The organism is Pseudomonas sp. LH1G9 (assembly GCF_002949975.1).
Classification (GTDB): Bacteria; Pseudomonadota; Gammaproteobacteria; order Pseudomonadales; family Pseudomonadaceae; genus Aquipseudomonas; species Aquipseudomonas veronii.
Genome location: NZ_CP026880.1, coordinates 3,024,811 through 3,049,780, shown reverse-complemented (window position 1 = coordinate 3,049,780; position 24,970 = coordinate 3,024,811). Strand labels below are relative to the sequence as shown.

The window sequence follows — 24,970 nt, the reverse complement described above, 5'->3', positions numbered from 1 at the left end:
GCGCCTACCGCAGCGATATCACCTTCAGCCCGAGAATAATTATGTCCACGACTACAAAAATAGACTTCATTTACCTGTCCGAGCAGGACATGATCCGCGCTGGCGTCACCGACATGCTTGCCTGTGTCGACACCATGGAAGAGATGTTCGGCCTGCTGTATATCGGCGACTACCGCATGGCGGGCCCGAACAACGATTCCCACGGCGCGATGGTGATTTTCCCCAAGGAATCACCGTTCCCGAACATGCCCAAACCCACCGCTGACCGACGCATGATGGCGATGCCGGCCTACCTGGGCGGCAACTTCTGCACCGCCGGCGTGAAGTGGTACGGCTCCAACATCGCCAACCGCGACAAAGGCCTGCCGCGCTCGATCCTGATGTTCACGCTCAACGACCCCGACACGGGCGCACCGCTGGCGCACATGTCGGCCAACCTGCTGTCGGCGTATCGCACCGGCGCGATTCCCGGCGTGGGCGCGCGCCACCTGGCCCGCAAGGATGCCAAAGTCGTCGGCCTGCTGGGCCCGGGGGTGATGGGCAAGACCACGCTGGCCGCTTTCATCGCGGTGTGCCCGCAGATCGATACCTTGAAGATCAAGGGACGCGGCGAGAAAAGCCTCAACGATTTTATTGCCTGGGTAAAGCAAACCTACCCACAGGTGACCACGATAAAAGTCGTCGACACCCTCGAAGATGTGGTCCGCGACGCCGACCTTGTTACTTATTGTAGCTCCGGTGAGGTCGGCGACCCCTCGAACTACCCAATCGTTAAGCGTGAGTGGGTCAAACCGGGCGCCTTCATGGCGATGCCGGCGTCCTGCTCCCTGGATGAAGGCATGGAGAGCTCCGAGGTGCGCAAGGTGCTGGATAACACCGGCCTCTATGAAGCCTGGTTCGAAGAGTTGCCCAAGCCCGCGCACCACTGCGTGCCGGTGATCGGTGTGCGGTTCATGGACATGATCGCCGAAGGCAAGATGCAGCGCGACGAGCTCGAAGACATCGGCAAGATCGTTGCCGGCGATGCCCAGGGCCGCCGGAACGATGAAGAGATCATCATCATGTCGGTGGGCGGCATGCCCGTGGAAGACGTGGCCTGGGGCACGGTGGTGTACCGCAATGCCATCGCAAAAGGCATCGGCGTGAAACTGAATCTGTGGGAAACCCCCGCGTTGCGCTAAGCCACCCTTATCCATCTGAAGAGGCAACGACATGACCAAAATCATCAAGCTCAAGACCGGTTCCCCGTTTGAAGACCAAGCCAGCTATTCACGCCTGGTGGTGGTGGACAACTGGATCTATGTCTCCAATACCGCAGGCCGCAACCCGCAAACCAAGTTGATCCCCGAGGACATCCTCGAACAGACGCATCAGGTATTCGCCAACATCGAAACGGCCCTCGCCGCCGTCGACGCCAGCCTGGCCGATGTGGTGTGCTCGCGGGTATTCATCCAGGACCCCAAGGACGTTCCGGCGGTCATGGGCCTGATCGGCGAGAAGTTTCGCGGTGTCGATCCGGCCAGTACCGTGACCTGCCCGCCGTTGGGCTCGACGGTCTACAAGGTGGAACTGGAAGTGACGGCCTATCGCAACGCCTCCAAGGCGCAGGTCGACGTCATCCGCCTGTCGCAATGACCGCTACGCGGCCGTGCGCTTGCGCGGCCGACCTCAATCGCTCACAGAGTCTTGATCATGGCCCCGACTATAGCGCCCGTGAACACGTCAACTACGTTCCCCTTCGCGACGTCCGTCGTCATCATTGGCGGCGGGATCATCGGCTTGACGGCTGCGCTGACATTGGCCGAACGCAATATCGCGGTGGTGGTGCTGGAAAAAGGCCGTATCGCCGGCGAGCAGTCCTCACGCAACCTCGGCTGGGTACGCAAGACCAGCCGGCACGCCGCCGATATCCCCTTGGCCCTCGCCGCAGATCGCTTGTGGGCGCAGATGCCTGAGCGGGTCGGCGCCGACGTCGGGTATCGGCAAGAGGGCATCATGTTCCTGGGCCGCAACGAGGCGCAGATGGCGATGCATGAAAGCTGGCTGAAATCGGTCGAACATCTGTCCCTCGACTCGCGGTTGCTGAGCCAGCGCGAGATCGCGCAACGGGTGCCGGGCGGCGTGGCTGACTGGGCCGGCGGTATCTTTACGCCATCCGATGCGCGGGCCGAGCCGACCCTGGCCAGCAGTGCGATCGCCAAGGCGGCCATGGCCAAGGGCGTGGTGATCGTCGAGCAGTGTGCGGTGCGTACACTGCAGATGTCCGCCGGTAAGGTCAGTGGGGTGGTCACCGAAAAGGGCGAGATTCGCTGCGATCAGGTATTGCTGGCCGGGGGGATGTGGTCGCGGCGCTTTTTGGGCAACCTCGGCGTGGCGTTGCCGACCTTGGCCTTGACCTGTTCGGTGCTGCGCACACATCCGATGGACGGGCCTACGGAAATCGCCGTGGGCGCGCCGGACTTTTCCTTTCGCAAGCATAAGGACGGCGGTTTCATCATTACCCAACGCGGCAAATTGGACGCCTACCTGACCCTCGATCACCTGTTGCTCGCCAAGCAATACATGCCGCAGTTTCGCGCGCAGCGCAGCGTGTTGAACGTGTCGCTGGGCAAGTATTTCTTTAACGACCTGGCGCTGGCCCGGCGTTGGTCGGCCGACAGTATCAGCCCGTTCGAACGGGTACGGGTGCAGGACCCGGCCGCCAACCCGCGGCTCAACAACGATGCGATGAACAACCTCAAGGCCGCCTGGCCGGTATTCGAGCAGGCGCGGATTGCCCAGGCCTGGGCGGGCACCATCGACGTGACGCCGGACTCGAACCCGGTGATTGGGCCGGTCGCGCAAATTCCCGGGTTGACCGTCGCCACCGGTTTCTCGGGGCACGGTTTCGGCACCTCGCCGGCGGCCGGCCATCTGGCGGCGGATATCGTCAGCGGGCATACCCCGATCATCGATCCGAGCCCGTATCGTTTCGATCGTTTCTAAGCCGGCCCAAGCCCAGCCTTCATGGAGCACAACGATGTCGCCTGCCAGCTGTTTTTTTACTAATCGCACAGGCTTGCGCCTGCATTTTCTGCAATGGGGCGAGCCGAGCGGCGTGCCTCTGGTTCTGCTGCACGGCTTGCGGGCCTATGCGCAGACCTGGGAGTCGCTGGTGCAGGCGTTGGGCCCCGGTTACTGCGTTTACGCCCTGGACCAGCGCGGTCGCGGGTTGAGCGATTGGGCCACGCCGAGCAGCTACCACACGCAATCTTATGTGGAGGATGTGGAGGACTTTGTCGCCCACCTCGGTTTGCAACGCTTCGTGTTGCTGGGGCATTCGCTGGGTGGCGCCAATGCTCTTGAATATGCACGGCAAAACCCAGGGCGTTTGCACGGGCTGATCATCGAAGACATCGGTCCCGGCTCCTCGAGCCAGGGCGACGGCGCGGCGCGTATTCGCCGTGAAATGAGCCAGACGCCGTTGCACTTCGACAGTTGGGCGAGCGCCCGCGCTTTCTGGCAGGCGTCGCGCCCGGGCTTGTCGGAGCAGGGCCTCGCTTCCAGGCTGGCGCATTCGATGAAAGAGCACGAAGGGCTGATCAGTTGGCGGCACGATCAGCAAGGCATCGCCGAGGCGCGCCTGAGCATCGAGCCGACCGACCTGTGGCCGGCGGTGCGGGCCTTGGACTGCCCGACGCTGTTCATTCGTGGCGGGCGTTCGGACTTCCTGCCCACCGCGACGCTGCAGGCGATGCGTGACAGCAATCGGCAGGTGCAGACGGTGGAAGTCGCGCACGCCAGTCACTATGTCCACGACGATCAGGGCGAGACGTTCAACCGGCTGGTCGCTGACTTTCTCGCCAGCCTCACGACTCCGAGCCCTTGAAGGCAAGCGCGCCAGCACTGCCGTGGCAGGCGGCCATGGCAAAAGCGAACCACTCTAGCGAGTGGTTTTTTTTGCCTGGATTTTTACGCGGTTGATACAAAGCTGATACGCAAAAAACAGTTAATGAGAATCCATGTCATACGCGAATGGTTTGGTATATCATGCGCCGCGAATTCTTGGCAGGTTTGCCTGCGCGTCGGCTCATCCATGAGGTCCAACATCCATGCGTCACACCCTGATTTCCCTCTGCGTGCTTCAGGCGTTTACTCCTTTTGCCTGGGCGCAGGTTGCTGCCTCTGAACAAAGCAGCCTCGAGTTGCAGGCGACCACGGTCACCGGCGAAATGGACTACGAGACGGCTCAAGGGCCGGTCAAGGGCTACCGCGCAACACGTTCAGCCAGTGCGACCCGCACCGACACTTCGATTCATGAAACGCCGCAGTCCATCAGCGTAGTGCCCAAGGACGTGGTCGAGGACATTGGTGCGACTCGCCTGCAGGAAGCCCTGGACTACGCGGGCGGCGTCGGCCGGGCGAACAACTTCGGTGGGCAAGGGCTTACCAGCTTCACCGTGCGAGGCTTTACCACTGCCGAGTTCTACCGCAACGGTTTCCCGATCAACCGCGGCTACCCGAGCATGCCCGACGCCAACAGCATCGAGCGCCTTGAAGTGCTACGCGGGCCGGCGACCATGCTGTATGGCCGTGGCGATCCCGGTGGCACCTTCAACGTGGTATCCAAGCAGCCGCTGGCCGAGCCCACGGTCACGCTGGGTAGCCAATTGAATGACCAGGGCATGAAGCGCGGCACCCTCGATGCGTCCGGCCCGCTGGATGAGCAAGGCGCGCTGGCCTATCGTCTGAACGTGGTGGGCGAGGGCGGCGACACCTTCCGCGACCATGTCTCGAGCGAACGCTACGGCGTGACCCCGGTGTTGACCTGGCAGGCCAATGACGCCACCAAGGTGATCTTCGAAGGCGACTTCATGCGTAACAATCGCCCGCTGGATCGCGGCCTGACACGCTTCGCCAACCAGCGTGGGACGCCGTCCCGCGACACCTTCTGGGGCGAGAAGTACGCCGGCGACCTGCACAACGATAACAACATGGCCCAGTTGCGCTTCGAACATCTGCTCAACGACAACTGGACCCTGGGCGGTGGTTTCCAGTGGCTGGACGGGACGATGAAGGGCAATGGTGTCGAGGCCAACGGCGCGACCAGCCTGGATGCCGATGGCCGCACACTTCAGCGCAACTTCAACTACCGCAAGCTGGAATGGACCGACAAGGACTACCAACTCAACCTGACCGGGCACTTCTCCACCGGCGGCTTTGCGCACACCTTGCTCACTGGCATCGAATACGAAGACTACGACTACAAGTCGATCATCCAGCGTTCCAGCGGCGTGGCGGGGACCTTTCCGATCGATATCTACAACCCGGTCTACGGCCAGCCTCGTCCGGCGCTGACCCGCACGCCGACGCACGATAAAGAAAACCTCAAGACCTACGCGGCCTTCGTTCAGGACCAGGTGGCACTGACCGAGCGCTTGAGAGTCCTCGCCGGTGCGCGCTTCGAGCGCTTCGAGCACGATTACGAGTCCTACGTACCCGGTGTCAGAAGCTGGAACGCCGCCGACAACGCCGTCACCCCGCGCGTCGGCGTGATGTATGACCTCACCGACACCGTCGCGCTCTACGCGGATGCCGCGCGCTCGTTCAAGCCCAACACTGGCGCCAGTCGTCAGGGCGGTGGGTTCGATCCGGAGAAGGGCAAGTCCTACGAGATGGGCGTGAAGTGGGAAGCGCTTGACCGACAGTTGAGCGTCGATGCGGCGATTTACCAGATCGAGAAGAAAAATGTCCAGGGTCTCGACCCCTTGAACTCCGACTTCAATGTCGCGACGGGCCAGGTCCGCAGTCGCGGCTTTGATCTGAACGTGGCCGGCAACCTGACGCCCGAGTGGCGGATGATCGGCGGCTATGCCTATGTGGATGCCGCCGTCACCAAGGACACCACTGTCCGTACCGGAACGCGTTTGGCCAACATTCCGCGCAATAGCTTCAGCCTGCTCAACGTGTATGAGTTCCAGGACGGCGCGCTCAAAGGCTTGGGCCTCGGCGCCGGTGGCAAATACGTGGCCGAGCGTGCCGGGCAGACGGCCAACAACACGTTCGCGATGGACGCTTACACGGTCGTCGACCTGCTCGGTTACTACAAGGTCAACGAAAAGGTCAGGCTCAACCTGGACGTGAAGAACCTGTTCAATCGCGAGTACGAAGAGGGCTCGTTCTTGAACTTCTACGCCTACCCTGGCGAGCCGCGCACGGTGCAAGTGGGTATTTCCTACACTCTGTAGCGCGGTCAGCGCCCGGTGCGATGTGCCTCGTCGCTTGATCCGGTGGTATGCCGGGCGAAGATCACGCAGCCACACTTTTTGGCGGCCTGTAGGGAAACCCCTACAGGCTCCGAAAATCCCTCGCGCAATATCAGGATTGGATGATGGCTCTTTGCTAGATGTCGGGTTAGAGTGATTAAAAGGTTCTTGCGAATCTTCGTTTCTGCGACCCCTCCCGAGGCTGCAGGACACTTCATAATGTGGAGTGCATCATGAAAGTCCTAATCGCTGATGACTCATCCATGTCCCGCAAGCTGGTCTTGCGTTCCCTGCCAGAATCACTGACCGAAGATGTTCGCCAGGCCTGTAACGGTGCCGAGGTGATGGAGGCGTATCACGCCGGTTTGGTGGACCTGCTTTTTCTCGACCTGACCATGCCGGTCATGGATGGCTTCCAGACCCTTGAGGCGCTCAAGCGCGAGGACGCGAATGTGGTTGTCGTGGTGATCAGCGCCGACATCCAGCCGCTGGCCAGGCAGCGCGTATCCGATCTGGGCGCTGCTGCATTCGTCGCCAAGCCGGTTACGGCGCAAGCTGTACTCAATGCCTTGCACGTCATAGGGGTACTTTGATGGAAACCTTGGCCGCGCTAACCGAAGACCAACGTGACGCCTTGCAGGAATTGATGAACATTGCCATGGGGCAGGCCGCCGAACGACTGGCCCGGCTGACCAACACCATGGTTACGCTTTCGGTTCCTTTCATTCACCCACTGATCCGGGAGCAGGACAACCTGTTGATTCCGGACCATCTTCGTCGAAGCTCCATGATCGTCACCCGCCAGTCGTTCCTGGGGGAGTTACGCGGAGAGGTGTTCGTTTGCTTTGGTTCCATGGGGGCCGACAAGCTCGCCGAATTGCTCGGCTATAGCGACGGCGGCCCTGCGCAGCAGGAAGAACTGATGCTGGATGTCACCAACATCCTGTCCGGCGCCTGCATCAGTGGCCTGGCCAAGCAGGTGGCGATACAAGTGAGCTACGACGCGCCGTCGATTCTGGTCCACAGAGAAGAGTCCACGAACGCACTGGATGAATTGAACCTGAACGAACACCTGGCGATGGTGTTGGAAATCCGTTTCGAGGTGCAGGCTCATCAATTCTCCTGCGACCTGCTGATCTGTATCACCGAACGTACAGCAGGCGTTGTGGTCCGGGCCATCGATCGCTTGCTCTATGAGCTTTGAAGGGGCGTCTTCATGACAGACAACAAGGCAATTTCCCGGGAAACCCTTGAGTCGATGCTCAAGGCCATCAACATGGGCGTGCTGCTGGTCGACCATGACTGCAAAGTGCTGTTCTCCAACCACTTCATGTCCATCAACAGCGGCCGCAGCGCCGAAGAGCTCGTCGGTCGCACGCTGTTCGAAGTGTTTCCGGAACTGCCCGAGGTCTGGACCCGGCAGAAGATCAACAGCGTCGTCACGCTGCAGAACTTTGCGTTCACCTCCTGGCAGCAACGGCCGCACCTGTTCAACTTCGAAAGCACCCGGCCGATCAGTGGCTTGGTCGGGCACATGTATCAGAACTGCACCTTCTTCCCGGTGCAGGACGCCGATGGTGGCAGTCTGGGGGTGGGCCTGGCGATAAGCGATACGACCGACACCGCTGCCCGCCAACTCGAACTGACGCACCTCAACGAGTTGCTGGAGGAGGAAAAGAGCGCCCAGGCGCTGCTGATCGCACGGCTCGAGGAGGCTCAGGCGCAGTTGCTGCAGTCCGAGAAAATGGCTGCGATTGGCCAGCTTGCGGCGGGCGTGGCCCACGAGATCAATAACCCGATCGGCTTTGTGTGCTCCAACGTCAACAGCCTGCGGCGTTACCTGGTGGATCTTTTCGCATTGCTCGACGCCTACGAACAGGCCAGTGACGAAAAACATGCGCAGGCTCATCCCGAGCTTGCGGCCATGCGGGACAAGGCGGATTACGATTTCATGCGGCAGGACATCGACGAGCTGATCGTCGAGTCGGTCGAGGGGCTGGACCGGGTCACTCGTATCGTCAAGGACCTGCGCGAGTTCTCCCATGTCGACAGTTACGAATGGCAGTTGGCCGATCTGCACAAGGGGCTGGATAGCACCCTCAACGTTATCTGGAACGAGATCAAGTTCAAGGCTCAGGTGATCAAGCGCTACGGCGATATCGAGCCTATCGAGTGCATGGGCTCGCAGATCAATCAGGTGTTCTTGAATCTGCTCATCAATGCGAGCCATGCCGTGGGCGTTGATGGCGAAATCATCATCAACAGTGGCAGGGAAGACGGCGGTGTGTTCGTCGAGGTCGTCGACAACGGTCACGGCATCCCGCTGGACATCCAGAACCGGATATTCGAACCGTTCTTCACTACCAAGCCGGTAGGCATGGGCTCGGGCCTGGGCCTGTCGCTGTCGTACAGCATCATCGTCAAGCACCATGGAAGGCTCACCGTCGAAAGTGAACCGGGCCGGGGCAGTTGCTTCCGCGCGTGGCTCCCGTTACGTCAGCCCCAGGTACAGGCCCACGCTACCTCTGCCGTTGAAGGATGCTGAGCATGAACACCACCGAGTTGAGCGAAAAACGCTACACCGTCATGCTGGTGGACGACGAAGAAAGTATCCTCAACAGCCTGCGCCGCTTGCTGCGTGGCAAGCCTTACGATTTGCTGCTGGCCACCAGTGGCGCGCAGGCGCTGAGCCTTTTCGAACTGCACCCCATAGACCTGATCGTCTGCGACGCGCGCATGCCGTTCATGGACGGCCCGACCCTGCTCCGTGAGGTGCATAAGCGCGATCCGCACTGCATGAATATCCTGCTGACCGGTTATGCCGACATGAGCATGATCACGCAGGCACTCAGCGATGGGTACATTTTCCGCTACATCAGCAAACCCTGGAAGGATGAAGAGCTTCAGCTCACCCTCGATGAGGCTTTGGAAATGCAATGTGTGCTGCGTGAACGTGACAACCCGAAGAAGCTCATCAGCGAATAGTGGCTCGACAGCTTCGGCGCCTCACGGTTTTTGATAAATCGAAGGCGCCACCAGCTTGAACGCATCGCTGACGCCGTTCAGGCTTTCCGAATGACTGATCATGAAATAGCCGCCACGTCGCAGGAATGGGAGCAGGCGACTGACCACTTTTCGCTTGGTCTCCTGATCAAAGTAAATCATCACGTTGCGCAGGAAAATCACATCGAATTCGCCCAGTTGGGGCAGGGTTTCGATCAGGTTGACTTGCACGAAACTGACCCGCTGGCGCAGGGATTTATCGATCAGGAAGGTGCCTTCCTGCTGGCCGATGCCCTTGAGGCAGTATCGACTGAGCAAGGACTGCGGCAGTCTGTTGGCGCGTTCCATCGGGTAATGCCCGTTCCGGGCCTTGGCCAGTACCTGGGTGCTGATGTCCGATCCGATGACCTCCCAGGGCGTGCTGCGCAGGGTTTCGGCAAGGGTCATGGCCAGGCTGTAAGGTTCTTCGCCCGAGGAGCTGGCCGCGCTCCACACCCTGAAGGTCTTGCCTGGTGACGCGAAGGGCAATACCCGTTCGCGCAGGAACTCGAAGTGCTTGGGTTCACGAAAGAAATACGTTTCGTTGGTGGTCAACAGGTCCAGGGCGAACTGCAGTTCGTCGGGGTTCTCCTTGCCCATTATCATTTTGAAATACGCGCCGTAGCTCTCCAGTTCATGGAACTGCAGGCGCTTGAACAGACGCCCGGCAACCAGGGCTTTTTTCATGGGTGACAAGTGGATGCCCGCTGCACCATAGAGCCAGGACTGGAACTGGGTGAATTCACGATCTTCAAGATTGATCTGTTTCAATCCGAACTCCTTGTTCGTGACTTACAGGTCCTGGAGGCTGGGGCTGTCACCGGCGTCCGCCAGTTGAGACATTTCATCCATCGATAACACCTTGTCCACCTGCAAAACGATGACGAACGTGCCGGCGACCTTGGCCATGCCGCTGATGAAGTCAGGGCGAATGCGCGCGCCAAAGCTGGGGGCCGGCTTGATCTCGTCCGCCGGAATTTCCAGTACCTCTGACACACTGTCCACCAGAAGCCCGATATCCTGGGCCTGGTGGTCCTCGCTGCTGGCTTCGAGGATCACCACACAGCTGCGTCGAGAGACCTTCGTGCAGGGCTGCCCGAACCGTGCCTTGAGGTCCAGCACCGGCACCACGGCACCTCGCAGGTTAAGCACGCCGCGCACGAAGTCGGGCATCATCGGCACCGGAGTCACGTGTCCGTACTCGATGATTTCCTTGATGCCCTGGATATCGATGGCGAACATTTCGCCGCCCAGCAGGAGCGTCAGGTACTGCGCCTCCTGCTTTTGAATCGCCGTCGTCTGTCGGGTATCGGTTAACGCGCCCATGTCGCTCTCCTGCATGAAAAAAGCACCGCGTCCGGTTTGCGCTTAGAACCGCGTGAACTCGCTTTCGTCGGGGCCTGCGCTCTTGAGGAAGGTTTTCTGCGGGACCGCTCGCGGTGCCCGCGCCACCGCACGCGATACGCTGCTTGCCTGGCTGGATTTGCCCAGTGTGACGTTCGATGCCTGATCGCTTGCGTCCAGCCTGAAAAAACTCATGGCCTGCTGCAACTGTTCGGCCTGGGTACTCATTTCTTCGGCGGTGGAAGCGAGCTCTTCGCTGCTGGAGGCATTTTGCTGAGTGACCTGGTTGAGTTGGTTCATCGCCGAATTGATCTGCGCCACGCCGGCTGCCTGTTCTTCGGAGGCGGCCGTGATTTCCTGGACCAGATCGGAGGTCTTGTTGATCGACGGCAGCATCTCGCCAAGCAGATGGCCGGCCCGTTCGGCCATTTCGACACTGCTGGTGGACAGCTCGCCTATTTCCAGAGCGGCCACCTGGCTGCGCTCGGCCAGTTTGCGCACTTCGGCCGCCACCACCGCGAAGCCCTTGCCATGTTCGCCGGCTCGCGCCGCTTCGATGGCGGCGTTCAAGGCCAGCAAGTTGGTCTGGTAGGCAATGTCATCGATGATGCTGATGCGTTGCGCGATTTTTTTCATCGCCTGCACCGTTTGCTGAACAGAGTCGCCGCCGTCTCCTGCTTCCTTGGCTGCCTTGCTGGCCATGCCGTCGGTTATCTTGGCGTTCTCGGTGTTCTGGTTAATGCTGGCACTCATTTGTTCGATGGACGCACTGGTTTCTTCGACGCTTGCGGCTTGTTGGCTGGTGGTCTGGCTGATGGCCTGGGCAGTAGCGCTGACTTCCTCCGACGCGCTGGCCAGACCGTCGGCGGCATTGCGCACCTCACCGATAATCTGCGAAAGCTTGCCGACCATGGCCTGCATCGCCGTGAGCACACGCCCGGTTTCGTCCTTGGAGCCACCTTCGATCTTCACGGCCAGGTTACCTTCGGCCAGTTGGCTGGCCACATCCACGGCCCTTTTCAGCGGGGTGGAAATGATGCGTGAAATAAACAACGCCAGCGCGATACCCACCAGCAAAGCCACGAGTACCGCGGCGATGATGGACAGTCGCGCATTGGCGTAGATTTCGTTACCGCGTTGATTGGCTGCCGTGGCTCCGGCGTCGTTGAGGTCGACGAGTTTTACCAAGTCGCTGGAGATCTGTTCGAAGTCCCGTTTCGAATCCCCTTTGAGAATGACACTGGTCTGTTCCTTCAAACCCTGCCGCGACTCGGCCAACAGGTTCTTACTGGTATTGAGGTAGCTGTTCCAGTTGGTCTTGAGCGTATCGAACAACGCCTGTTCCACCGGGCTTGAGATCAGCTCTTTTTCATAGCGCGCCATGCGGGTCTCGACTTCCTTGCGAGCATCGACGATCTCCTGTTCATATTGCGCCTGTTCCGTCGGGCTGTCGGCCATCAGATAGCGCAGTTCCTTGACCCGATAGTTGGCGACAAAAAAACGAATGCCGGAGACAACCCGTACCGAAGGCAACCAGTTGTCGCGCATTTCAGTGGCAGTTTCGTTAACCAGGCCCAACTGGATGATGGCGAACACGCCCGTCATGGCCGTCAGCACCAGCACCAGCAAGAACGAAGTGATGAGCTTGGTAGCTATCCTTAAATCGTAGAACCATTTCATTGAAAGGCCTCTCCATGTGCGGTGCGGTTGGCTGAATTGCCGGGTTTGCTATCGTTCGAGGAATAAACAGTGGTTTGCCCAGGCGTTTGCGGGGCGCGTTGTCTGGTTGTCGGCGCGCCAGTCGCTCAATAGCAGGGCGCATGCGCCACAGGCAGCGGGTACGAGCGGTAAGCGGAAAAAAGTGCGAGCCTGAGGAAGCGGCTGCAAGTTGCCGTATGACGACATAGGTTCCTCCCTGAATCAGTAAATAGCGATCCTTCTCACATCAGCCTATCGGCTCGGGCCAAGATCAACTTGAGCGCAGAACAGGTCAGTCGTCGGTCAGCGGTAAAATAATTCGGTTTTACCGGGGCGGTAAGTAAGGGCTGTAATAAAAAACGGCCAGGCAGCGGTGGTTTATATAATCGGTAGACGACTGGCGCAGGCGTGGCGTTATATAAATAGCGCGCAATCGCCGCGTGCGAGTCCTTCAACGTCATGATTGCCTCCTGGTTTCTTTGTCCTATCCAGGTTTCTAAAGCCTTGGAACTCATAGGTTTTTCTATCAAGTAACGCTGCAGAACTTCTTGGTTTTCTACGCCTTCTGCAACGACTCGGTAGCCGATATTTTTAAGTTATGCAGAATACGTTCGCAAATTTGCTCAGGGCCCGGCTCATTCATTGAGAATGAAGCCGAATCGCGTCGGACTGATTTTATAAAGCAAGCAATTATTGGGTAGCACTTTTGTAGGCGCGACGTTATCGCCAGGATCAAGTCTTGTGTACAGGTATAACCCGGTGCCTTGACTATATCGTTGAGGACTTTCGGCATAATGACGTCGACTGCGTCAATCTCGCATGCGCTGTTTACCCGGTTCGTTTGATGTATATCTTCCTCAAACCTCAGTCGATTAAACAACCCGGTGGGTTGGTCTACGAAGTTACGAGCGCGCCTGTTGCAGATACGCATCGTGACCCATTCAGTGAAGTAATTGAGCATGCCTCTGTCCAACTCGCTCATGGGCGCGCGCGTGACAGTGTCAATAATGCAGAGCTCATCGACGATTGAGACCCGCGTGACCGGCGCGTTGAAGTACGCCGAGGTGATTGCGGCGATTTTGTCGAAGACTTCGTCGGAGTCGCTGCCCGCGGGGCAAAATTTGGCGACCTCTTTTAGCCTTTCAGCTTCATTCGACGGAATAGGAGCGCCTTCGCCCATGATGACCCTCGCAATTGCTTGGTTCTACCTACAAGGTATCAGGTGATGATGTCATTATGATATCATTTTTTCGTTCGCTGCAAGGCTCAAAGGTCTGCGCCTCGGCGGTGCGGGTGAGCATAGACAAGAAGTGATGCAAAACCCGCGGCCGCCCATGTGTATTGACTTGGATCATCTCCTGTAGCGCCTTCTCTTCTATCGTGCTGCAGCTCTTCGAAGCCTGATATTGGGCTACAGTTCGAGCAAAGGATTGAGTCGTGGGTCTGAAGGCGCTTTAACGCGAGATAGACAAGTTGGCGGTGAGGGTCCGTGCTCTCGTAAAAAGGTCAATGTTCAGGCGTTTCCGATTTCCAGCGCTGCGTAGAAGGTTGCTAGGCGTTTTACCCGCCTTGCAAATATCGTTAAGTCCGTTCAACGACCGAGGGCACAGGGATGATGGCTCGCGACGCACAGGCAGTGGCTGACGACGATACGTTGCGAACCCTCGAGAGTGTGCTCGGCTGTCTGTCCATTGCGGTTGTGGCGCTGGACCGCGCCGCTCGGGTTGTCGCCGGCAATCCCGCGTTCGCCCATCTGCAAGTTCAAAATGGCGTTTCTCCGACAGCGGGCGGCGAGTTCATCGCCCTCCTGCGGCCCGAAGACCATGGACTGTTTTATGCCGCGCTAGAAACGGCCGCAGGGAACACGCGGGCTGGTTTCGCGGCATTGAGCAGAGGGGCGTGCGGGCTGGACGTTTCCCTGACGCTGTGGCGCGATGCGTATTTTATTGTCGAGGTCGTTGCCCGCCAGGGCGCGTCGGCCCCGCCATCCGAAACCGAAAGCTACGCGCAGATCCCGCTCAGGTCGATTTTCGATTCCTCCGGTACCGGCCTGGCGCTGGTGTCGCTGGACGGTCGTTGGCTACGGGCCAATGGCGTCATTTGCACATTGCTTGGGTATAGCGAAGCGCAGTTGCAAACCACCACGTTCATGGCACTGACCCACCCCGAGGACCGCGAGGTCGGCAAGCAGTTGATCGACGAACTCAAGCGCGGTGCGAGGTCAGGCGCGACGTTGCATAAACGCTATATCCATCGCGACGGGCGGGTGGTGTGGGCGCGGTTGACCGTGGGAATGGTGCGGGACGATCAGGGGCAGCCGCTCTGCTTTGTGTCCCAACTGGAGGACATCACCGAGAACTGGCAGCTGCGCGAAACGCTGGTGGGCAGCGAACTCAAATTTCTCACCCTCGCGGAAAGTTCACCCAACATCATCGTGCGCTACAACCGCAACCTGTTGCGCACTTACGTCAACCCGGCCTTTTTGCGCTTGACCGGCATGTCTTATGACGAGTCGATAGGCGTGAGCCCCGACGAGGACGCGGGTGACTATATCAACCAGCTGCGCCATGTCGTTGCGACGGGCGAAACCGCGCAATTCCTCGACAGTTGGACCTTCGCGGACAGTACCGAGTTGGTCAGTTGTGCGGTCAGCCTGACGGCCGAGCGCAGCCCGACAGGCGAGGTGATCGGCGTGTTGGCGCTGGCCCACGACATTACCGAGTTGTGCAAGCAACAGGTCCTGGAAGACGCGCGCTTGGGGATTTTCGAAAAAATGGCGACGGGCGCGCCCCTGGAGGAAACGCTCGAGCTCCTGGTGGACTATCTGCAATTGGCCTTGCCCCATCGGTCCTGCCGGGTGCAACTGGTAGCGCCGCTCGGCACCGGCGCGGTGATGAATACGGCGTCTGCCGTAGGCTGGTCCGAGCCGATCGTGGACAAACAAGGCCACGTGCTCGGCACTTTCGAGTTGTCTCAGTCGTCCGGCACCGGGCCGGATGAGAGCGACATCCTGCGCGTGCGCCAGACCTGTCATATTGCGGCGATCGCGATCGAACGCTGGCAATCAGAGTCGTTGCTCCGCGAGCGCGAGCGTCGTTACCGTGACATTTTCGACCACACCCTGGACATGCTTTGCCTGCTGGAAATGACGGCGGTCGGTTGCCTGCGTTGTGTCGAGGTCAACCCGGCGTTGTTGCGCGCGCTGGGCAAACCGCATGCCGATGTCATCGGTGAGCCGCTGGAGTTGATCTTTGGTCGGTTGGGCGCGCAAAAAATCCAGGCGCTTTGTGAGCAATGCACAACCGCCGGGCGGGTGGTTGAGTCGGATGAGGGCATGGTGCTTCGCAACGAAGTCCGTCAACTGCACTTTACGCTGGTGCCGGTGGCGGATTCAGGGCGTGTGGCGGCACGGATATTGGTGATCAGCCGCGACATTACCCTGTTGATCAGGGCCCGGCAGAAAGAACTCGGACGCCAGCACGACATCAGCGCACTGGTCGAAAACAGCCCGGACGCTATCGCTCGGTTGAGTGCTCATGGCGAAGTGCTCTACGTCAATGCACAGTTGCGAAGATGGGTGGGCGGGGCCTGGCCGGAACTGATGGGCATGCCCATGGACGCGGTGGCGCCGCTGAACCACCAGTCTCAGCTGTTTCGCGAATTGGTGGCCCAAGTGATTCAGGAAAATAAAGCGACGGAGCAGGAGTTTCTGCTCTCGGGGTTGAAGAGCGCACCCAAAGTGGTACTGATCCACTTTGTTCCAGAGGTCGACGGCCAGCGGGTCGTGAGTGTGCTGGCGGTGGGGCGCGATATTTCCAGGCTGCGGGCTGCCGAGCGGCGCCTGGCCAACTCCAATGCACAATTGCGCGATCTGTCGACCCGTCGCGAAACGGCGCGGGAAGAGGAGCGCAAACTGATCGCCAGGGAGATCCATGATGAGCTGGGCCAGCACTTGACGGCACTGCGCATGGGGATATCACTGTTGAGGTTTCAATTCGGCGCTTCGACACCCGAGCTGACCCCGCAGGTCGAGCGGCTGATGGTGCTGACCGACAAGACGATTCAGGTCGTGCGTGATGTCTCCACCAGCCTGCGACCGTCCGCGTTAAACCTGGGGCTGGTTTCCGGTCTTGAGTGGCTGACCACCGAGTTCGTCACCTTGACCCGGGTTCCCTGTGTGTTACACCTGCCGTCGATTCCGCTGACGCTCCCCGATACCCACGTCACCGCCGCGTTTCGCATCGTGCAGGAGTCGTTGACCAATATCGCGCGTTACGCCGAAGCGACACAGGTCAGCGTCACCCTGAGCCCGCAGGAAACCAACTGGCTGCTGGAGGTCCAGGATAACGGCAAGGGGTTTGACCCCGACGCCGTCACCCGGCAGACCCTGGGGCTGGCCGGGATGCGTGAGCGTGGCCTGATGTTGGGCGGCAAAGTGATTGTTTTCAGCCATCCCGGACAGGGCACAACAGTCCAGGCATTCATTCCGATGCACAAGGATACGTATTAATGATTCGCATGCTGATCGCCGATGACCACACCATCATGCGCGAAGGGCTCAAGCAGTTGTTCATGCTGGTCGCCGATGTCCAGGTGGTGGCCGAAGCCGAGAGTGGCACGCAAGTGATCGAGCTGTTGCGCCAGGTCGAGATCGACCTGCTGCTGCTCGATATGAACATGCCGGGTATCAGCGGCGAAATCCTGATCGCCCGCCTGCATACCCAGTACCCGGAGCTGCCGATCCTGGTGTTGAGCATGCATAACGAAATCCACATTGCGCAACGCGCACTGCGCGCTGGTGCGCTCGGCTACCTCACCAAGGACCGCGACCCCGAGACCCTGTTGATTGCCATGCGACGAGTGGCCAGCGGCCAACGTTACCTGGACCCGGCGCTGGCAGAGCAGATTGCCCTGCAAAGCAGTGGCCTGAAGCAACAGACCTACGTTGAAAGCCTGTCCGATCGCGAGTTTCAGATTCTGCGCTTGCTGGCTCATGGCATGAGCGTCAACCAGATCGCCGAACAGTTGGTCATCAGCAACAAGACGGTCAGCACCCACAAGACCCGGCTCATGGAAAAGATGGGGTTCGGCTCTACAGCGGACATTGTGCGCTTCGCCATGACCTTGGGTATTTCGTGAGCAACCCCCTTGTGTAGGGATTTTCCTACCTTGGTTGCCGGTATCCCTACCCTGGAATAGGGATGGTCCGATGGCCGTGGTGCCATTATTGGGCCAGTATCCCTCTCAAGCAATCGAACTGCCGATCAACCGGCGACGAGATGCTTCGATTGGGAGACAGACCGTGAGCGAACAGACCACACCCCCCTCGGCTGCTTTGATAGTGTTTCCGGTCGCCTTGGCCGGTCTGCTCGGAGGCCTTGCGGTTGCCTACAGCAATGACTTCAGCGCATGGGCTGTGGCGGCAGGGGGCGCGTTGTTGGCGCTGTGCGTTGGCTTGGGCCTTTGGGCAAACAGATGCTTCCAGGCGCATTGCAACAGCCTGCAACGCCAGCTCGATCAGCCGCCCGAGGTCTCGGCGACATTGGCCGTCGATAACGGCCTGGCAGACGTGTGCCTCAGCGTGCTTCCCGTTTGGTCCAGGCAGATCGAAGCCGCGCGCGTGATCAGCGAAACGTCCATCCTCAAGCTCAGCGAACGCTTTGGCACGCTGTCATCGAACATCAGCCACAGCGTGGCCAGCAACGGCGGGCAAGATGCTTCCCAGCAATTGGTCGACTTGCTGGAAGTCGGCCAGCGCGACCTCAATTCCATCGTGCTGGCCCTGCGCTCCGCGCTCTCCAATAAAGAGAGCGAACTCAAAGAAGTCCTGCAGCTCTCCGGCTTCACCGAACAACTTCAGCAGATGGCCAAGTTTGTCGGTGACATCGCCAGTCAAACCAACCTGCTTGCCCTCAACGCCGCCATCGAGGCCGCGCGCGCCGGTGAGGCGGGGCGAGGTTTTGCGGTGGTCGCCGATGAAGTGCGCAAGCTGTCGAGTATGTCCGGCGAGACCGGGCGCAAGATCAGTGAAACCGTGAATACCGTCAATGCGGCCATTGCCCGCACGGTGCAAATGTCCCGCCACCACGCTGAACAAGACACTTTGACCCTCGCGGATTCGGAGCGTGTGGTCTCGCAGGTCATCGAACATTTTCGCGGTACCGCCCAGACCCTCGTGCGCAACAGCCATGACCTGCAACAGCAGAGCGCCAACGTCGCCGACGAGATTGCCCAGGTGCTGGTCGCCTTGCAGTTCCAGGATCGCGTCAGCCAGATGTTGACGCTGATTACCCGCGACCTGGACAAGCTCCAGCAGCAATTGGACGAGCGCCAGGCATCGAGCCTGAGCGGGCATTCCCTCAGCCCGATGGTCAGTGATCGTTGGCTGCAAGAGCTTTCAACGGCCTACACCATGCCGGAGCAACACGCTATCCATGGCGGTAACACGCACGCCAAGTCCGATGACAGCGAAATCACCTTTTTCTAGAGGAGCTTTTCCGATGAGCAAAACCATTCTGATCGTCGACGACTCCGCCTCCATCCGGCAGGTGGTCAGCATCACTCTCAAAGGCGCGGGTTATGACGTGATCGAAGGCTGTGATGGCAAAGATGCGCTGAGCAAACTGGACGGACGCAAAATCCACCTGATTGTCAGCGACGTGAACATGCCCAACATGGACGGCTTCAGCTTCGTCAAGGCGGCCAAGCTATTGCCGGCCTACAAGTTCACGCCGGTCATCATGCTGACCACCGAGGCCAGTGATGCGATGAAGCAGCAAGGCCAGGCCTCCGGTGCCAAGGCGTGGATGGTCAAGCCCTTTCAGCCAGCGCAAATGCTCACTGCCGTCTCCAAGTTGATCCTGCCATAGCAATGACCAGCGACCGCTGGCCAGGAGGTTTCCATGAAAAGCACCGTACCGATGCTACGTCGAATCCAGGTCATGGAAGGCCCCCTGACGATCTACACCGCCACTGAACAAAAAGACCTGTTGTTGTCGTTGTTTCCGCTGGCGCATGAGGTTGAGTTGGACTTGTCCAATGTCGACGAACTGGACAGCGCCGGTCTGCAATTGTTGATCCTCATCAAACGCGAGTCGCTCAAGGACGGAACGCAGCTGTTGCTGAGCAACCCGAGCGCGACCGTAATCGAAGCAATACGGCTCAGCGGTCTTGACGACTACTTCGCCAATCCGCTTTTCGCCCAGTCGCTTGGAGCATGATCGTATGGCCCAGCCCATGAACATGGATGACGTGCTGCAGACTTTCATTGCCGAGAGTCGCGAGCTCCTGCTGCAAATGGAAGACGCACTGCTGCAGATCGAGAGGTCGCCGCAGGACCTCGACACCATCAACGGCTTGTTCCGCGTGGCCCACACCATCAAAGGCTCGGCCGGCTTGTTTGGCTTGATGCCCATCGTTGAGTTCACCCATGTCGCCGAAAGCGTCCTGGACCGGGTCCGCAGCCTGGAAGTGCGCGTCGACGAGGCATTGAGTGCGTTGTTTCTCGATGCCCGTGACCATATCGGCCAGTTGATCGACCTGCTGGCCGAGGATGGCAACCTTGACCGATTGGACGAACCGCTGCGGCTCCAGGGCCAATGCCTGGGCGAGCGGCTCGCGCAGTACCTGGAAGGCTCGGTGCCGAGCGCTTCGCCCGCTCCAGCCACGTTGCCGGTGGACGAGCCGGGCGCAAGTCCCGGCCACTGGCACTTGTCCCTGCGCTTTGGCCCGGATGTATTGCGCAACGGCATGGACCCGCTGGCGTTCCTGCGTTACCTGAGCACGTTGGGGCAGTTGCTGCATACCGTCACACTGTGCGAGGGGTTGCCGCCGTTTGCGTCGATGGACCCGGAAACCAACTACCTGGGCTTTGAACTCGCGCTGCTCAGCGATGCCTCGCGGGAGGTCATCGACGGAGCCTTTGATTTTGTGCGCGATGACGCGCTCGTCCAGATCCTTGCACCGCAAGCCTCTGTCCAAGCCTGTCGCGCGCATCTCGACGGATTGCCGGAAGACAATGCCGTGCTGCTTGAGCTGCTGGTGCGTTGCGGCACATTGACGGAGTCCCAGGCCCTGCTCGTCACCCAGGAGGGTGAGCAAGCTCCGGTCGAGATGCGCGGCGAGCTGGACGCACCACCCGATTCAGTCGCGCCGTTGATCAAGGCCGGCAAGGGTGCGGCGAGCAACGAAGGCAACCTGATCCGCGTCGATGCCGCCAAGCTGGACCAACTGATCAACCTGGTTGGCGAGCTGATCATCGCCGGAGCCGGAGCCAACCTGGTGGCAGTGCGTAGCGGGATTGGCGAGATGATCGAAGCCACCAGCCTGTTATCGCGCTTGGTGGAAGAGGTGCGTGACTCGGCACTGACCCTGCGCATGGTGCAGATCGGCGCGACATTCACGCGCTTCCAGCGGGTGGTGCGCGACGTCTCCAAGGAACTGGGCAAGGACATCGTGCTGCAGATCGGCGGTGGCGAGACCGAGTTGGACAAGACCGTCGTCGAACGTATCGGCGACCCGTTGACGCACTTGGTGCGCAACGCCATGGACCATGGCATCGAGGCCGTATCGACGCGCCTTCAACGGGGCAAGCCGGCCCAGGGCACGGTACGCCTGAATGCCTACCACGAGTCCGGCAGTATCGTGATCGAAGTGTCGGACGACGGCGGTGGCCTGGCCAAGGACAAAATCCTGACCAAGGCCCGCGAGCGTGGCCTGGTGGGGGACGGCCAGCTACCGGCGGATAAAGACATCCTGAACTTGATTTTCGAGCCGGGCTTCTCCACCGCCGACCAGGTCAGCAACCTGTCCGGCCGCGGGGTGGGCATGGATGTGGTCAAGCGCAATATCACCGCGTTGCGCGGCAGCGTGAGCCTCGAGAGCGAAGAAGGGCAGGGCACAACGGTACGGATTCGTCTGCCGCTGACCCTGGCAATCATCGACGGCTTTCTGATCGGGGTGGGCAAGGCCTCTTATGTCATCCCGCTGAACATGGTGGAGGAGTGCATCGAACTGGCGCCTGGACAGGGCGCAGACACCGGCTACCTGGACCTGCGTGGAGATGTGCTGCCGATCCTGCGCCTGCGGGACATGTTCGATGTGCAAGAACCCCGAGGCAGTCGAGAAAACGTGGTCGTCGTGCAATACGCCGGCCTGCGTGCTGGCTTGGTGGTCGATCGCTTGCAGGGGGAGTTTCAAACCGTGATCAAGCCATTGGGCAAAGTGTTTGGTGAGGCCCATGGGCTCGGCGGGTTCACCATCCTTGGCAGTGGAGCCGTCGCCCTGATTCTGGATATACCCAATTTGTTAGGACACGTTGCCAAGGACGCCACCCACCGTTCGATCCCAAGTCCGTTATCGACTTAATGAGCGTCATCAGGAGTTCCTCGCCATGACCGTTATCAGAAATATCATGCTGTTGGTTTTCACCGCAGCGCTCGGCGTTGTCGTGTTGGGTGGTACCAGCCTTTACCTGGCCGGTGAAATCAATACGAGCGCCAGTTATGCCAACACCAATACCGTGCCCAGCTTGCTGGAAATCGACCGTGCGGCGGCTGCGTTCACCGACCTTCACACCCTGGAATGGCAACGTCTGAACGATTCCGAAAAAAACTTCGTGTCCAGCTATGCACAGAACGTGGCACAGAACTTCAGCGCGATTGGCAAAGCCCTGGATCACTATGAGGCCGCGTTGGTCTCCGACGACCATGACGCAGCACTGTTGAAGCAGTTACGTGGCCGCTTGGCTGAATTCGCGACCCTGCAGGCGCATTTCGACAAGTTCATCGACGACGGTGATCAAGCCTCGGCCCGTGCATTGATCGAGGCGAGCCAGCCATTGCAGAGCGCGGTGCTGACGACGATCGGTGAGCTGCGCGAATACAACCTGGAACTTGGGCGCAAGGGCCAATTGGTTGCCACCGCCACTGAGAAGAATGCCCGCTCCCTCATCCTGCTGGTCAGCGCGCTGACATTTTTAGCCACCGCGTTGGTGGGCGCACTTCTGGGGCGCAACCTGATGCGCCAACTCGGCGGCGAACCGGTGGCCGTGCGCGCTTTCGCCGCTCGCTTGTCAGCGGGGGAGCTGGATGCCAAAGCCACGCTCAAGCCCGGTGACACCACGAGCTTGATGGCGTCCATGCAACAACTGGGCGCGAGCCTGCATGGGCTGGTCGCGGAGATAAACCGCATGTCCAGTGAACACGACAAGGGCGACATCGATGCACAGATCGATGCTGGCCGCTTTCATGGCAGTTACCGCTCCATGGCCCAGGGCATCAACGAGATGGTCAACGGCCATATCAGCGTGAAGAAAAAAGCCATGGCCTGTATCCGCGCGTTCGGCGAAGGCAATCTGTCGGCACCGCTTGAGCAATTCCCCGGCAAAAAAGCCTTTATCAACGAGAACATCGAGCAACTGCGGGCCAATATCCTGGCGCTCGTCGAAGACACCAGCCAGATCAGCGACAGCGCGCTGATCGGCAAACTCGATACCCGGCCTGACGCCGCTCGGCATCAGGGTGATTTCCGCCGCATCATCCTGGGGATCAACGGTTCGCTGGATGCGATCATCGTGCCGATTACTGAAGCCATGGATGTCTTGTCGGCGATGTCCAATGGCGACCTGACCCGGACCATCAACGGCGACTATCAAGGCAAGTTCCTGGAACTGAAAAACTCGGTCAACGGCACCGTGGAAAAACTCTCGGAAATCATCGGCGAAGTGCGCGGCTCGGCCGATTCGCTGTCCAGTGCTTCCGAGGAGATCTCCGCCACTGCGCAAAGCATGGCGCAGTCGGCGTCCGAACAGGCCGCGTCGGTGGAACAGACCTCGGCATCGATGGAGCAGATGTCGGCGTCCATTGCTCAAAATACCGAAAATGCCAAGGTGACCGACGGCATGGCGGGTAAAGCCAACAAGGAAGCCTCGGAAGGCGGTCGCGCCGTGAAGGACACTGTGGCGGCGATGAAGACCATCGCTGAGAAAATCGGCATCGTCGACTCCATCGCTTACCAGACCAACCTGTTGGCGCTCAACGCGGCGATCGAAGCGGCGCGTGCCGGCGAGCACGGCAAAGGCTTCGCGGTGGTGGCGGCCGAAGTGCGCAAACTGGCCGAGCGCAGCCAGATCGCGGCGCAGGAAATCAGTGAAGTGGCCAAGAACAGCGTGGCCTTGGCGGAACGGGCGGGCAACCTGCTTGACGAGATTGTGCCCTCGATCGCCAAGACCTCTGACCTGGTGCAGGAAATCGCGGCCGCCTCGGAAGAACAATCCATCGGTTCCGAGCAAATCAACAGCGCGATGTCGCAGATGAGCCAACTGACCCAGCAAAACGCTTCGGCCTCCGAAGAGCTGGCGGCGACGGCCGAGGAAATGAGCGGCCAGGCCGAGCAGTTGCAGGAACTCATGGGCTTTTTCAGCGTACAGAGCAAGCGCGCCGGGCGGACCGCCTCGATGCCCGTGATCAATCGCGCGGCATCCACGTTCGACCAGGATACCCGTGCGGTGGAGAGCGGTTTCGTCCGCTTCGGGAGCTGACCCATGAGCGCCACAGCCGTTATGCCGAACACTTTGGAGTCAGCGCCGCAGGTCGATGAGCCCTTGCAGTACCTGACCTTCTTGGCTGACCAGCAGATGTATGCGGTCAATACACTGAACGTTCGCGAAATCATCGAATACAACCAGGTGACCACGGTGCCGATGATGCCGACATTCCTGCGCGGGGTGATCAACCTGCGCGGTTCAGTGGTGCCGTTAGTGGACCTCAAGGCGCGGTTTGGCAAGGGTGTGACGGTGCTGGGCAGCCGAACGTGCATCGTCATTCTTGAAGCGGCGAAGGAGGGCGAGTCCCAGGTGCTGGGGGTGGTGGTGGACTCGGTCAGCGAAGTGATCGAGATCCTCGATATCGATATCAAGCCCGCGCCGGCCTTTGGTAACCCTATCCGTACCGACTTCATCCGGGGGATGACCAAGGTGCGAGGTGCGTTTGTCACGCTGCTGCAAATCGAGCAGGTGTTGTGTGTCGATGAGATGGCCGGCTTGATGCGAGCTTGACGTATACGACCGCGCCTCCCGGCGCGGCCGCAAAGTAATCGATGCGAGGTGAGTCATGGCGTTATCCATCGCAAGTCCAGGTAAAGCCACGGTCTCGAGCCCTAGCCAATACCTCACCTTCGAGTTGGGGGATGAGATGTTCGCCGTCGGCACGCTCAACGTGCGAGAGATCATCGAATACGGACCGATCACCAGCGTGCCGTTGTTGCCGCCCAGCATCCGCGGCGTGATCAATCTGCGCGGCGCGGCGGTTCCGGTGCTGGACCTGGGTGTGCGCTTTCGCGGCGAGCGCACGGTGCAGACCTCGAGGACCTGCTTTGTGATCCTTGAGGTACAGGCCAATGCCGGGGGCAAGCCGGTGGGCATCATTGTGGATGCGGTCAGCGAGGTCCTTGAAATCGCCGATCAGGATATCGAACCGTCCTTGAATTTCGGGACCGATGTCAGAGCGGACTTCCTGTTGGGCATCGGCAAATTGGAGAGCGGTTTTGTGTTGTTGCTGGATATCGGTCGCGTGTTGTCCCTGGAACAGGTCGATGTGCTGGCAACCCTTGATCCCTTGCTGCCTTCAACTGCCTGATTGTTT

Annotated in this window: 21 protein-coding genes and 2 pseudogenes; 19 read left to right on the top strand and 4 right to left on the bottom strand. The window is 59.8% G+C overall.

The features are described from left to right. Positions 1-41 precede the first annotated feature (41 nt). The 9 genes from C5F70_RS13950 to C5F70_RS13910 all read left to right on the top strand — a co-directional run bounded on the left by C5F70_RS13950 (position 42) and on the right by C5F70_RS13910 (position 9,230). Positions 42-1,181, top strand: coding sequence for a tyramine oxidase subunit B (locus C5F70_RS13950; protein WP_026140023.1), 1,140 nt, complete (start codon positions 42-44; stop codon positions 1,179-1,181). 31 nt (positions 1,182-1,212) lie between these two features. Further along, positions 1,213-1,635, top strand: coding sequence for a RidA family protein (locus C5F70_RS13945; RefSeq protein ID WP_104903560.1), 423 nt, complete (start codon positions 1,213-1,215; stop codon positions 1,633-1,635). A 57-nt stretch (positions 1,636-1,692) separates the two neighbouring features. Next, entirely contained in the window at positions 1,693-2,985 is a 1,293-nt protein-coding gene (locus tag C5F70_RS13940) for an FAD-binding oxidoreductase (RefSeq protein ID WP_104903559.1), read from the top strand. 34 nt (positions 2,986-3,019) lie between these two features. After that, positions 3,020-3,868, top strand: coding sequence for an alpha/beta fold hydrolase (locus C5F70_RS13935; protein ID WP_017846982.1), 849 nt, complete (start codon positions 3,020-3,022; stop codon positions 3,866-3,868). A gap of 223 nt (positions 3,869-4,091) precedes the next feature. Continuing rightward, a complete protein-coding gene (locus tag C5F70_RS13930) occupies positions 4,092-6,227 on the top strand; it encodes a TonB-dependent siderophore receptor (RefSeq protein ID WP_104903558.1) in 2,136 nt (711 codons plus the stop codon). 251 nt (positions 6,228-6,478) lie between these two features. Further along, on the top strand, positions 6,479-6,838 hold the full coding sequence (locus tag C5F70_RS13925; protein WP_017846984.1) for a response regulator: 360 nt from the start codon (positions 6,479-6,481) through the stop codon (positions 6,836-6,838). Further along, positions 6,838-7,449 carry a chemotaxis protein CheC gene (locus C5F70_RS13920; protein WP_017846985.1) on the top strand — a complete coding sequence of 204 codons (612 nt, stop codon included), beginning with the start codon at positions 6,838-6,840 and terminating at the stop codon, positions 7,447-7,449. Before C5F70_RS13925 ends, C5F70_RS13920 begins: the two co-directional genes overlap by 1 nt. Before the next feature lie 12 nt (positions 7,450-7,461). Next, positions 7,462-8,790, top strand: a complete 1,329-nt coding sequence (locus tag C5F70_RS13915) for an ATP-binding protein (protein ID WP_017846986.1) — start codon at positions 7,462-7,464, stop codon at positions 8,788-8,790. Between the two features lie 2 nt (positions 8,791-8,792). After that, the gene (locus C5F70_RS13910; RefSeq protein WP_017846987.1) at positions 8,793-9,230 is read left to right on the top strand and encodes a response regulator; all 438 of its coding nucleotides are present in this window, start codon (positions 8,793-8,795) and stop codon (positions 9,228-9,230) included. 21 nt (positions 9,231-9,251) lie between these two features. On the opposite strand, the gene C5F70_RS13905 is transcribed toward C5F70_RS13910, so the two are convergent. The 4 genes from C5F70_RS13905 to C5F70_RS13890 form a co-directional block, all read right to left on the bottom strand. Beyond that, the gene (locus C5F70_RS13905; protein ID WP_017846988.1) at positions 9,252-10,058 is read right to left on the bottom strand and encodes a protein-glutamate O-methyltransferase CheR; all 807 of its coding nucleotides are present in this window, start codon (positions 10,056-10,058) and stop codon (positions 9,252-9,254) included. 21 nt (positions 10,059-10,079) lie between these two features. Continuing rightward, positions 10,080-10,613 carry a chemotaxis protein CheW gene (locus C5F70_RS13900; RefSeq protein WP_104903557.1) on the bottom strand — a complete coding sequence of 178 codons (534 nt, stop codon included), beginning with the start codon at positions 10,611-10,613 and terminating at the stop codon, positions 10,080-10,082. A 42-nt stretch (positions 10,614-10,655) separates the two neighbouring features. After that, a complete protein-coding gene (locus tag C5F70_RS13895) occupies positions 10,656-12,311 on the bottom strand; it encodes a methyl-accepting chemotaxis protein (RefSeq protein ID WP_017846990.1) in 1,656 nt (551 codons plus the stop codon). A gap of 574 nt (positions 12,312-12,885) precedes the next feature. Continuing rightward, positions 12,886-13,509, bottom strand: a complete 624-nt coding sequence (locus C5F70_RS13890; RefSeq protein ID WP_104903556.1) for a hypothetical protein — start codon at positions 13,507-13,509, stop codon at positions 12,886-12,888. Between the two features lie 435 nt (positions 13,510-13,944). Between C5F70_RS13890 and C5F70_RS13885 the strand changes: the two genes are divergently transcribed. From C5F70_RS13885 to C5F70_RS13845, 10 genes and pseudogenes are all read left to right on the top strand, one after another. Beyond that, positions 13,945-16,839 carry a PAS domain S-box protein gene (locus C5F70_RS13885; protein ID WP_256588418.1) on the top strand — a complete coding sequence of 965 codons (2,895 nt, stop codon included), beginning with the start codon at positions 13,945-13,947 and terminating at the stop codon, positions 16,837-16,839. Then, on the top strand, positions 16,839-17,468 hold the full coding sequence (locus C5F70_RS13880; protein ID WP_104903554.1) for a response regulator transcription factor: 630 nt from the start codon (positions 16,839-16,841) through the stop codon (positions 17,466-17,468). Before C5F70_RS13885 ends, C5F70_RS13880 begins: the two co-directional genes overlap by 1 nt. 70 nt (positions 17,469-17,538) lie before the next feature. After that, positions 17,539-18,816, top strand: coding sequence for a methyl-accepting chemotaxis protein (locus C5F70_RS13875; protein WP_371920066.1), 1,278 nt, complete (start codon positions 17,539-17,541; stop codon positions 18,814-18,816). A gap of 13 nt (positions 18,817-18,829) precedes the next feature. Further along, positions 18,830-19,198 carry a response regulator gene (locus C5F70_RS13870; RefSeq protein WP_017846994.1) on the top strand — a complete coding sequence of 123 codons (369 nt, stop codon included), beginning with the start codon at positions 18,830-18,832 and terminating at the stop codon, positions 19,196-19,198. A gap of 33 nt (positions 19,199-19,231) precedes the next feature. Next, positions 19,232-19,549 carry a lipid asymmetry maintenance protein MlaB gene (locus C5F70_RS13865; RefSeq protein WP_017846995.1) on the top strand — a complete coding sequence of 106 codons (318 nt, stop codon included), beginning with the start codon at positions 19,232-19,234 and terminating at the stop codon, positions 19,547-19,549. A gap of 4 nt (positions 19,550-19,553) precedes the next feature. Beyond that, positions 19,554-21,695 carry a chemotaxis protein CheA gene (locus C5F70_RS13860; RefSeq protein ID WP_104903552.1) on the top strand — a complete coding sequence of 714 codons (2,142 nt, stop codon included), beginning with the start codon at positions 19,554-19,556 and terminating at the stop codon, positions 21,693-21,695. A gap of 25 nt (positions 21,696-21,720) precedes the next feature. Continuing rightward, positions 21,721-22,701: pseudogene (locus C5F70_RS31140) on the top strand (MCP four helix bundle domain-containing protein); the annotation flags it as partial. 192 nt (positions 22,702-22,893) lie between these two features. Continuing rightward, positions 22,894-23,868: pseudogene (locus C5F70_RS31135) on the top strand (methyl-accepting chemotaxis protein); the annotation flags it as partial. Positions 23,869-23,871: 3 nt separating this feature from the next. Beyond that, positions 23,872-24,384, top strand: a complete 513-nt coding sequence (locus C5F70_RS13850; protein ID WP_226926074.1) for a chemotaxis protein CheW — start codon at positions 23,872-23,874, stop codon at positions 24,382-24,384. Positions 24,385-24,439: 55 nt separating this feature from the next. Then, positions 24,440-24,964 carry a chemotaxis protein CheW gene (locus tag C5F70_RS13845; RefSeq protein ID WP_026140027.1) on the top strand — a complete coding sequence of 175 codons (525 nt, stop codon included), beginning with the start codon at positions 24,440-24,442 and terminating at the stop codon, positions 24,962-24,964. Positions 24,965-24,970 lie beyond the last annotated feature (6 nt).

Excerpts from the sequence above, each read along its gene's own strand:
- C5F70_RS13950 (WP_026140023.1), top strand. The coding sequence starts at position 42 with ATGTCCACGACTACAAAAATAGACTTCATTTACCTGTCCGAGCAGGAC.
- C5F70_RS13945 (WP_104903560.1), top strand. The coding sequence starts at position 1,213 with ATGACCAAAATCATCAAGCTCAAGACCGGTTCCCCGTTTGAAGACCAA.
- C5F70_RS13940 (WP_104903559.1), top strand. The coding sequence starts at position 1,693 with ATGGCCCCGACTATAGCGCCCGTGAACACGTCAACTACGTTCCCCTTC.
- C5F70_RS13935 (WP_017846982.1), top strand. The coding sequence starts at position 3,020 with ATGTCGCCTGCCAGCTGTTTTTTTACTAATCGCACAGGCTTGCGCCTG.
- C5F70_RS13930 (WP_104903558.1), top strand. The coding sequence starts at position 4,092 with ATGCGTCACACCCTGATTTCCCTCTGCGTGCTTCAGGCGTTTACTCCT.
- C5F70_RS13925 (WP_017846984.1), top strand. The coding sequence starts at position 6,479 with ATGAAAGTCCTAATCGCTGATGACTCATCCATGTCCCGCAAGCTGGTC.
- C5F70_RS13920 (WP_017846985.1), top strand. The coding sequence starts at position 6,838 with ATGGAAACCTTGGCCGCGCTAACCGAAGACCAACGTGACGCCTTGCAG.
- C5F70_RS13915 (WP_017846986.1), top strand. The coding sequence starts at position 7,462 with ATGACAGACAACAAGGCAATTTCCCGGGAAACCCTTGAGTCGATGCTC.
- C5F70_RS13910 (WP_017846987.1), top strand. The coding sequence starts at position 8,793 with ATGAACACCACCGAGTTGAGCGAAAAACGCTACACCGTCATGCTGGTG.
- C5F70_RS13900 (WP_104903557.1), bottom strand. The coding sequence starts at position 10,613 with ATGGGCGCGTTAACCGATACCCGACAGACGACGGCGATTCAAAAGCAG.
- C5F70_RS13895 (WP_017846990.1), bottom strand. The coding sequence starts at position 12,311 with ATGAAATGGTTCTACGATTTAAGGATAGCTACCAAGCTCATCACTTCG.
- C5F70_RS13890 (WP_104903556.1), bottom strand. The coding sequence starts at position 13,509 with ATGGGCGAAGGCGCTCCTATTCCGTCGAATGAAGCTGAAAGGCTAAAA.
- C5F70_RS13885 (WP_256588418.1), top strand. The coding sequence starts at position 13,945 with ATGGCTCGCGACGCACAGGCAGTGGCTGACGACGATACGTTGCGAACC.
- C5F70_RS13880 (WP_104903554.1), top strand. The coding sequence starts at position 16,839 with ATGATTCGCATGCTGATCGCCGATGACCACACCATCATGCGCGAAGGG.
- C5F70_RS13875 (WP_371920066.1), top strand. The coding sequence starts at position 17,539 with ATGGCCGTGGTGCCATTATTGGGCCAGTATCCCTCTCAAGCAATCGAA.
- C5F70_RS13870 (WP_017846994.1), top strand. The coding sequence starts at position 18,830 with ATGAGCAAAACCATTCTGATCGTCGACGACTCCGCCTCCATCCGGCAG.
- C5F70_RS13865 (WP_017846995.1), top strand. The coding sequence starts at position 19,232 with ATGAAAAGCACCGTACCGATGCTACGTCGAATCCAGGTCATGGAAGGC.
- C5F70_RS13860 (WP_104903552.1), top strand. The coding sequence starts at position 19,554 with ATGGCCCAGCCCATGAACATGGATGACGTGCTGCAGACTTTCATTGCC.
- C5F70_RS13850 (WP_226926074.1), top strand. The coding sequence starts at position 23,872 with ATGAGCGCCACAGCCGTTATGCCGAACACTTTGGAGTCAGCGCCGCAG.
- C5F70_RS13845 (WP_026140027.1), top strand. The coding sequence starts at position 24,440 with ATGGCGTTATCCATCGCAAGTCCAGGTAAAGCCACGGTCTCGAGCCCT.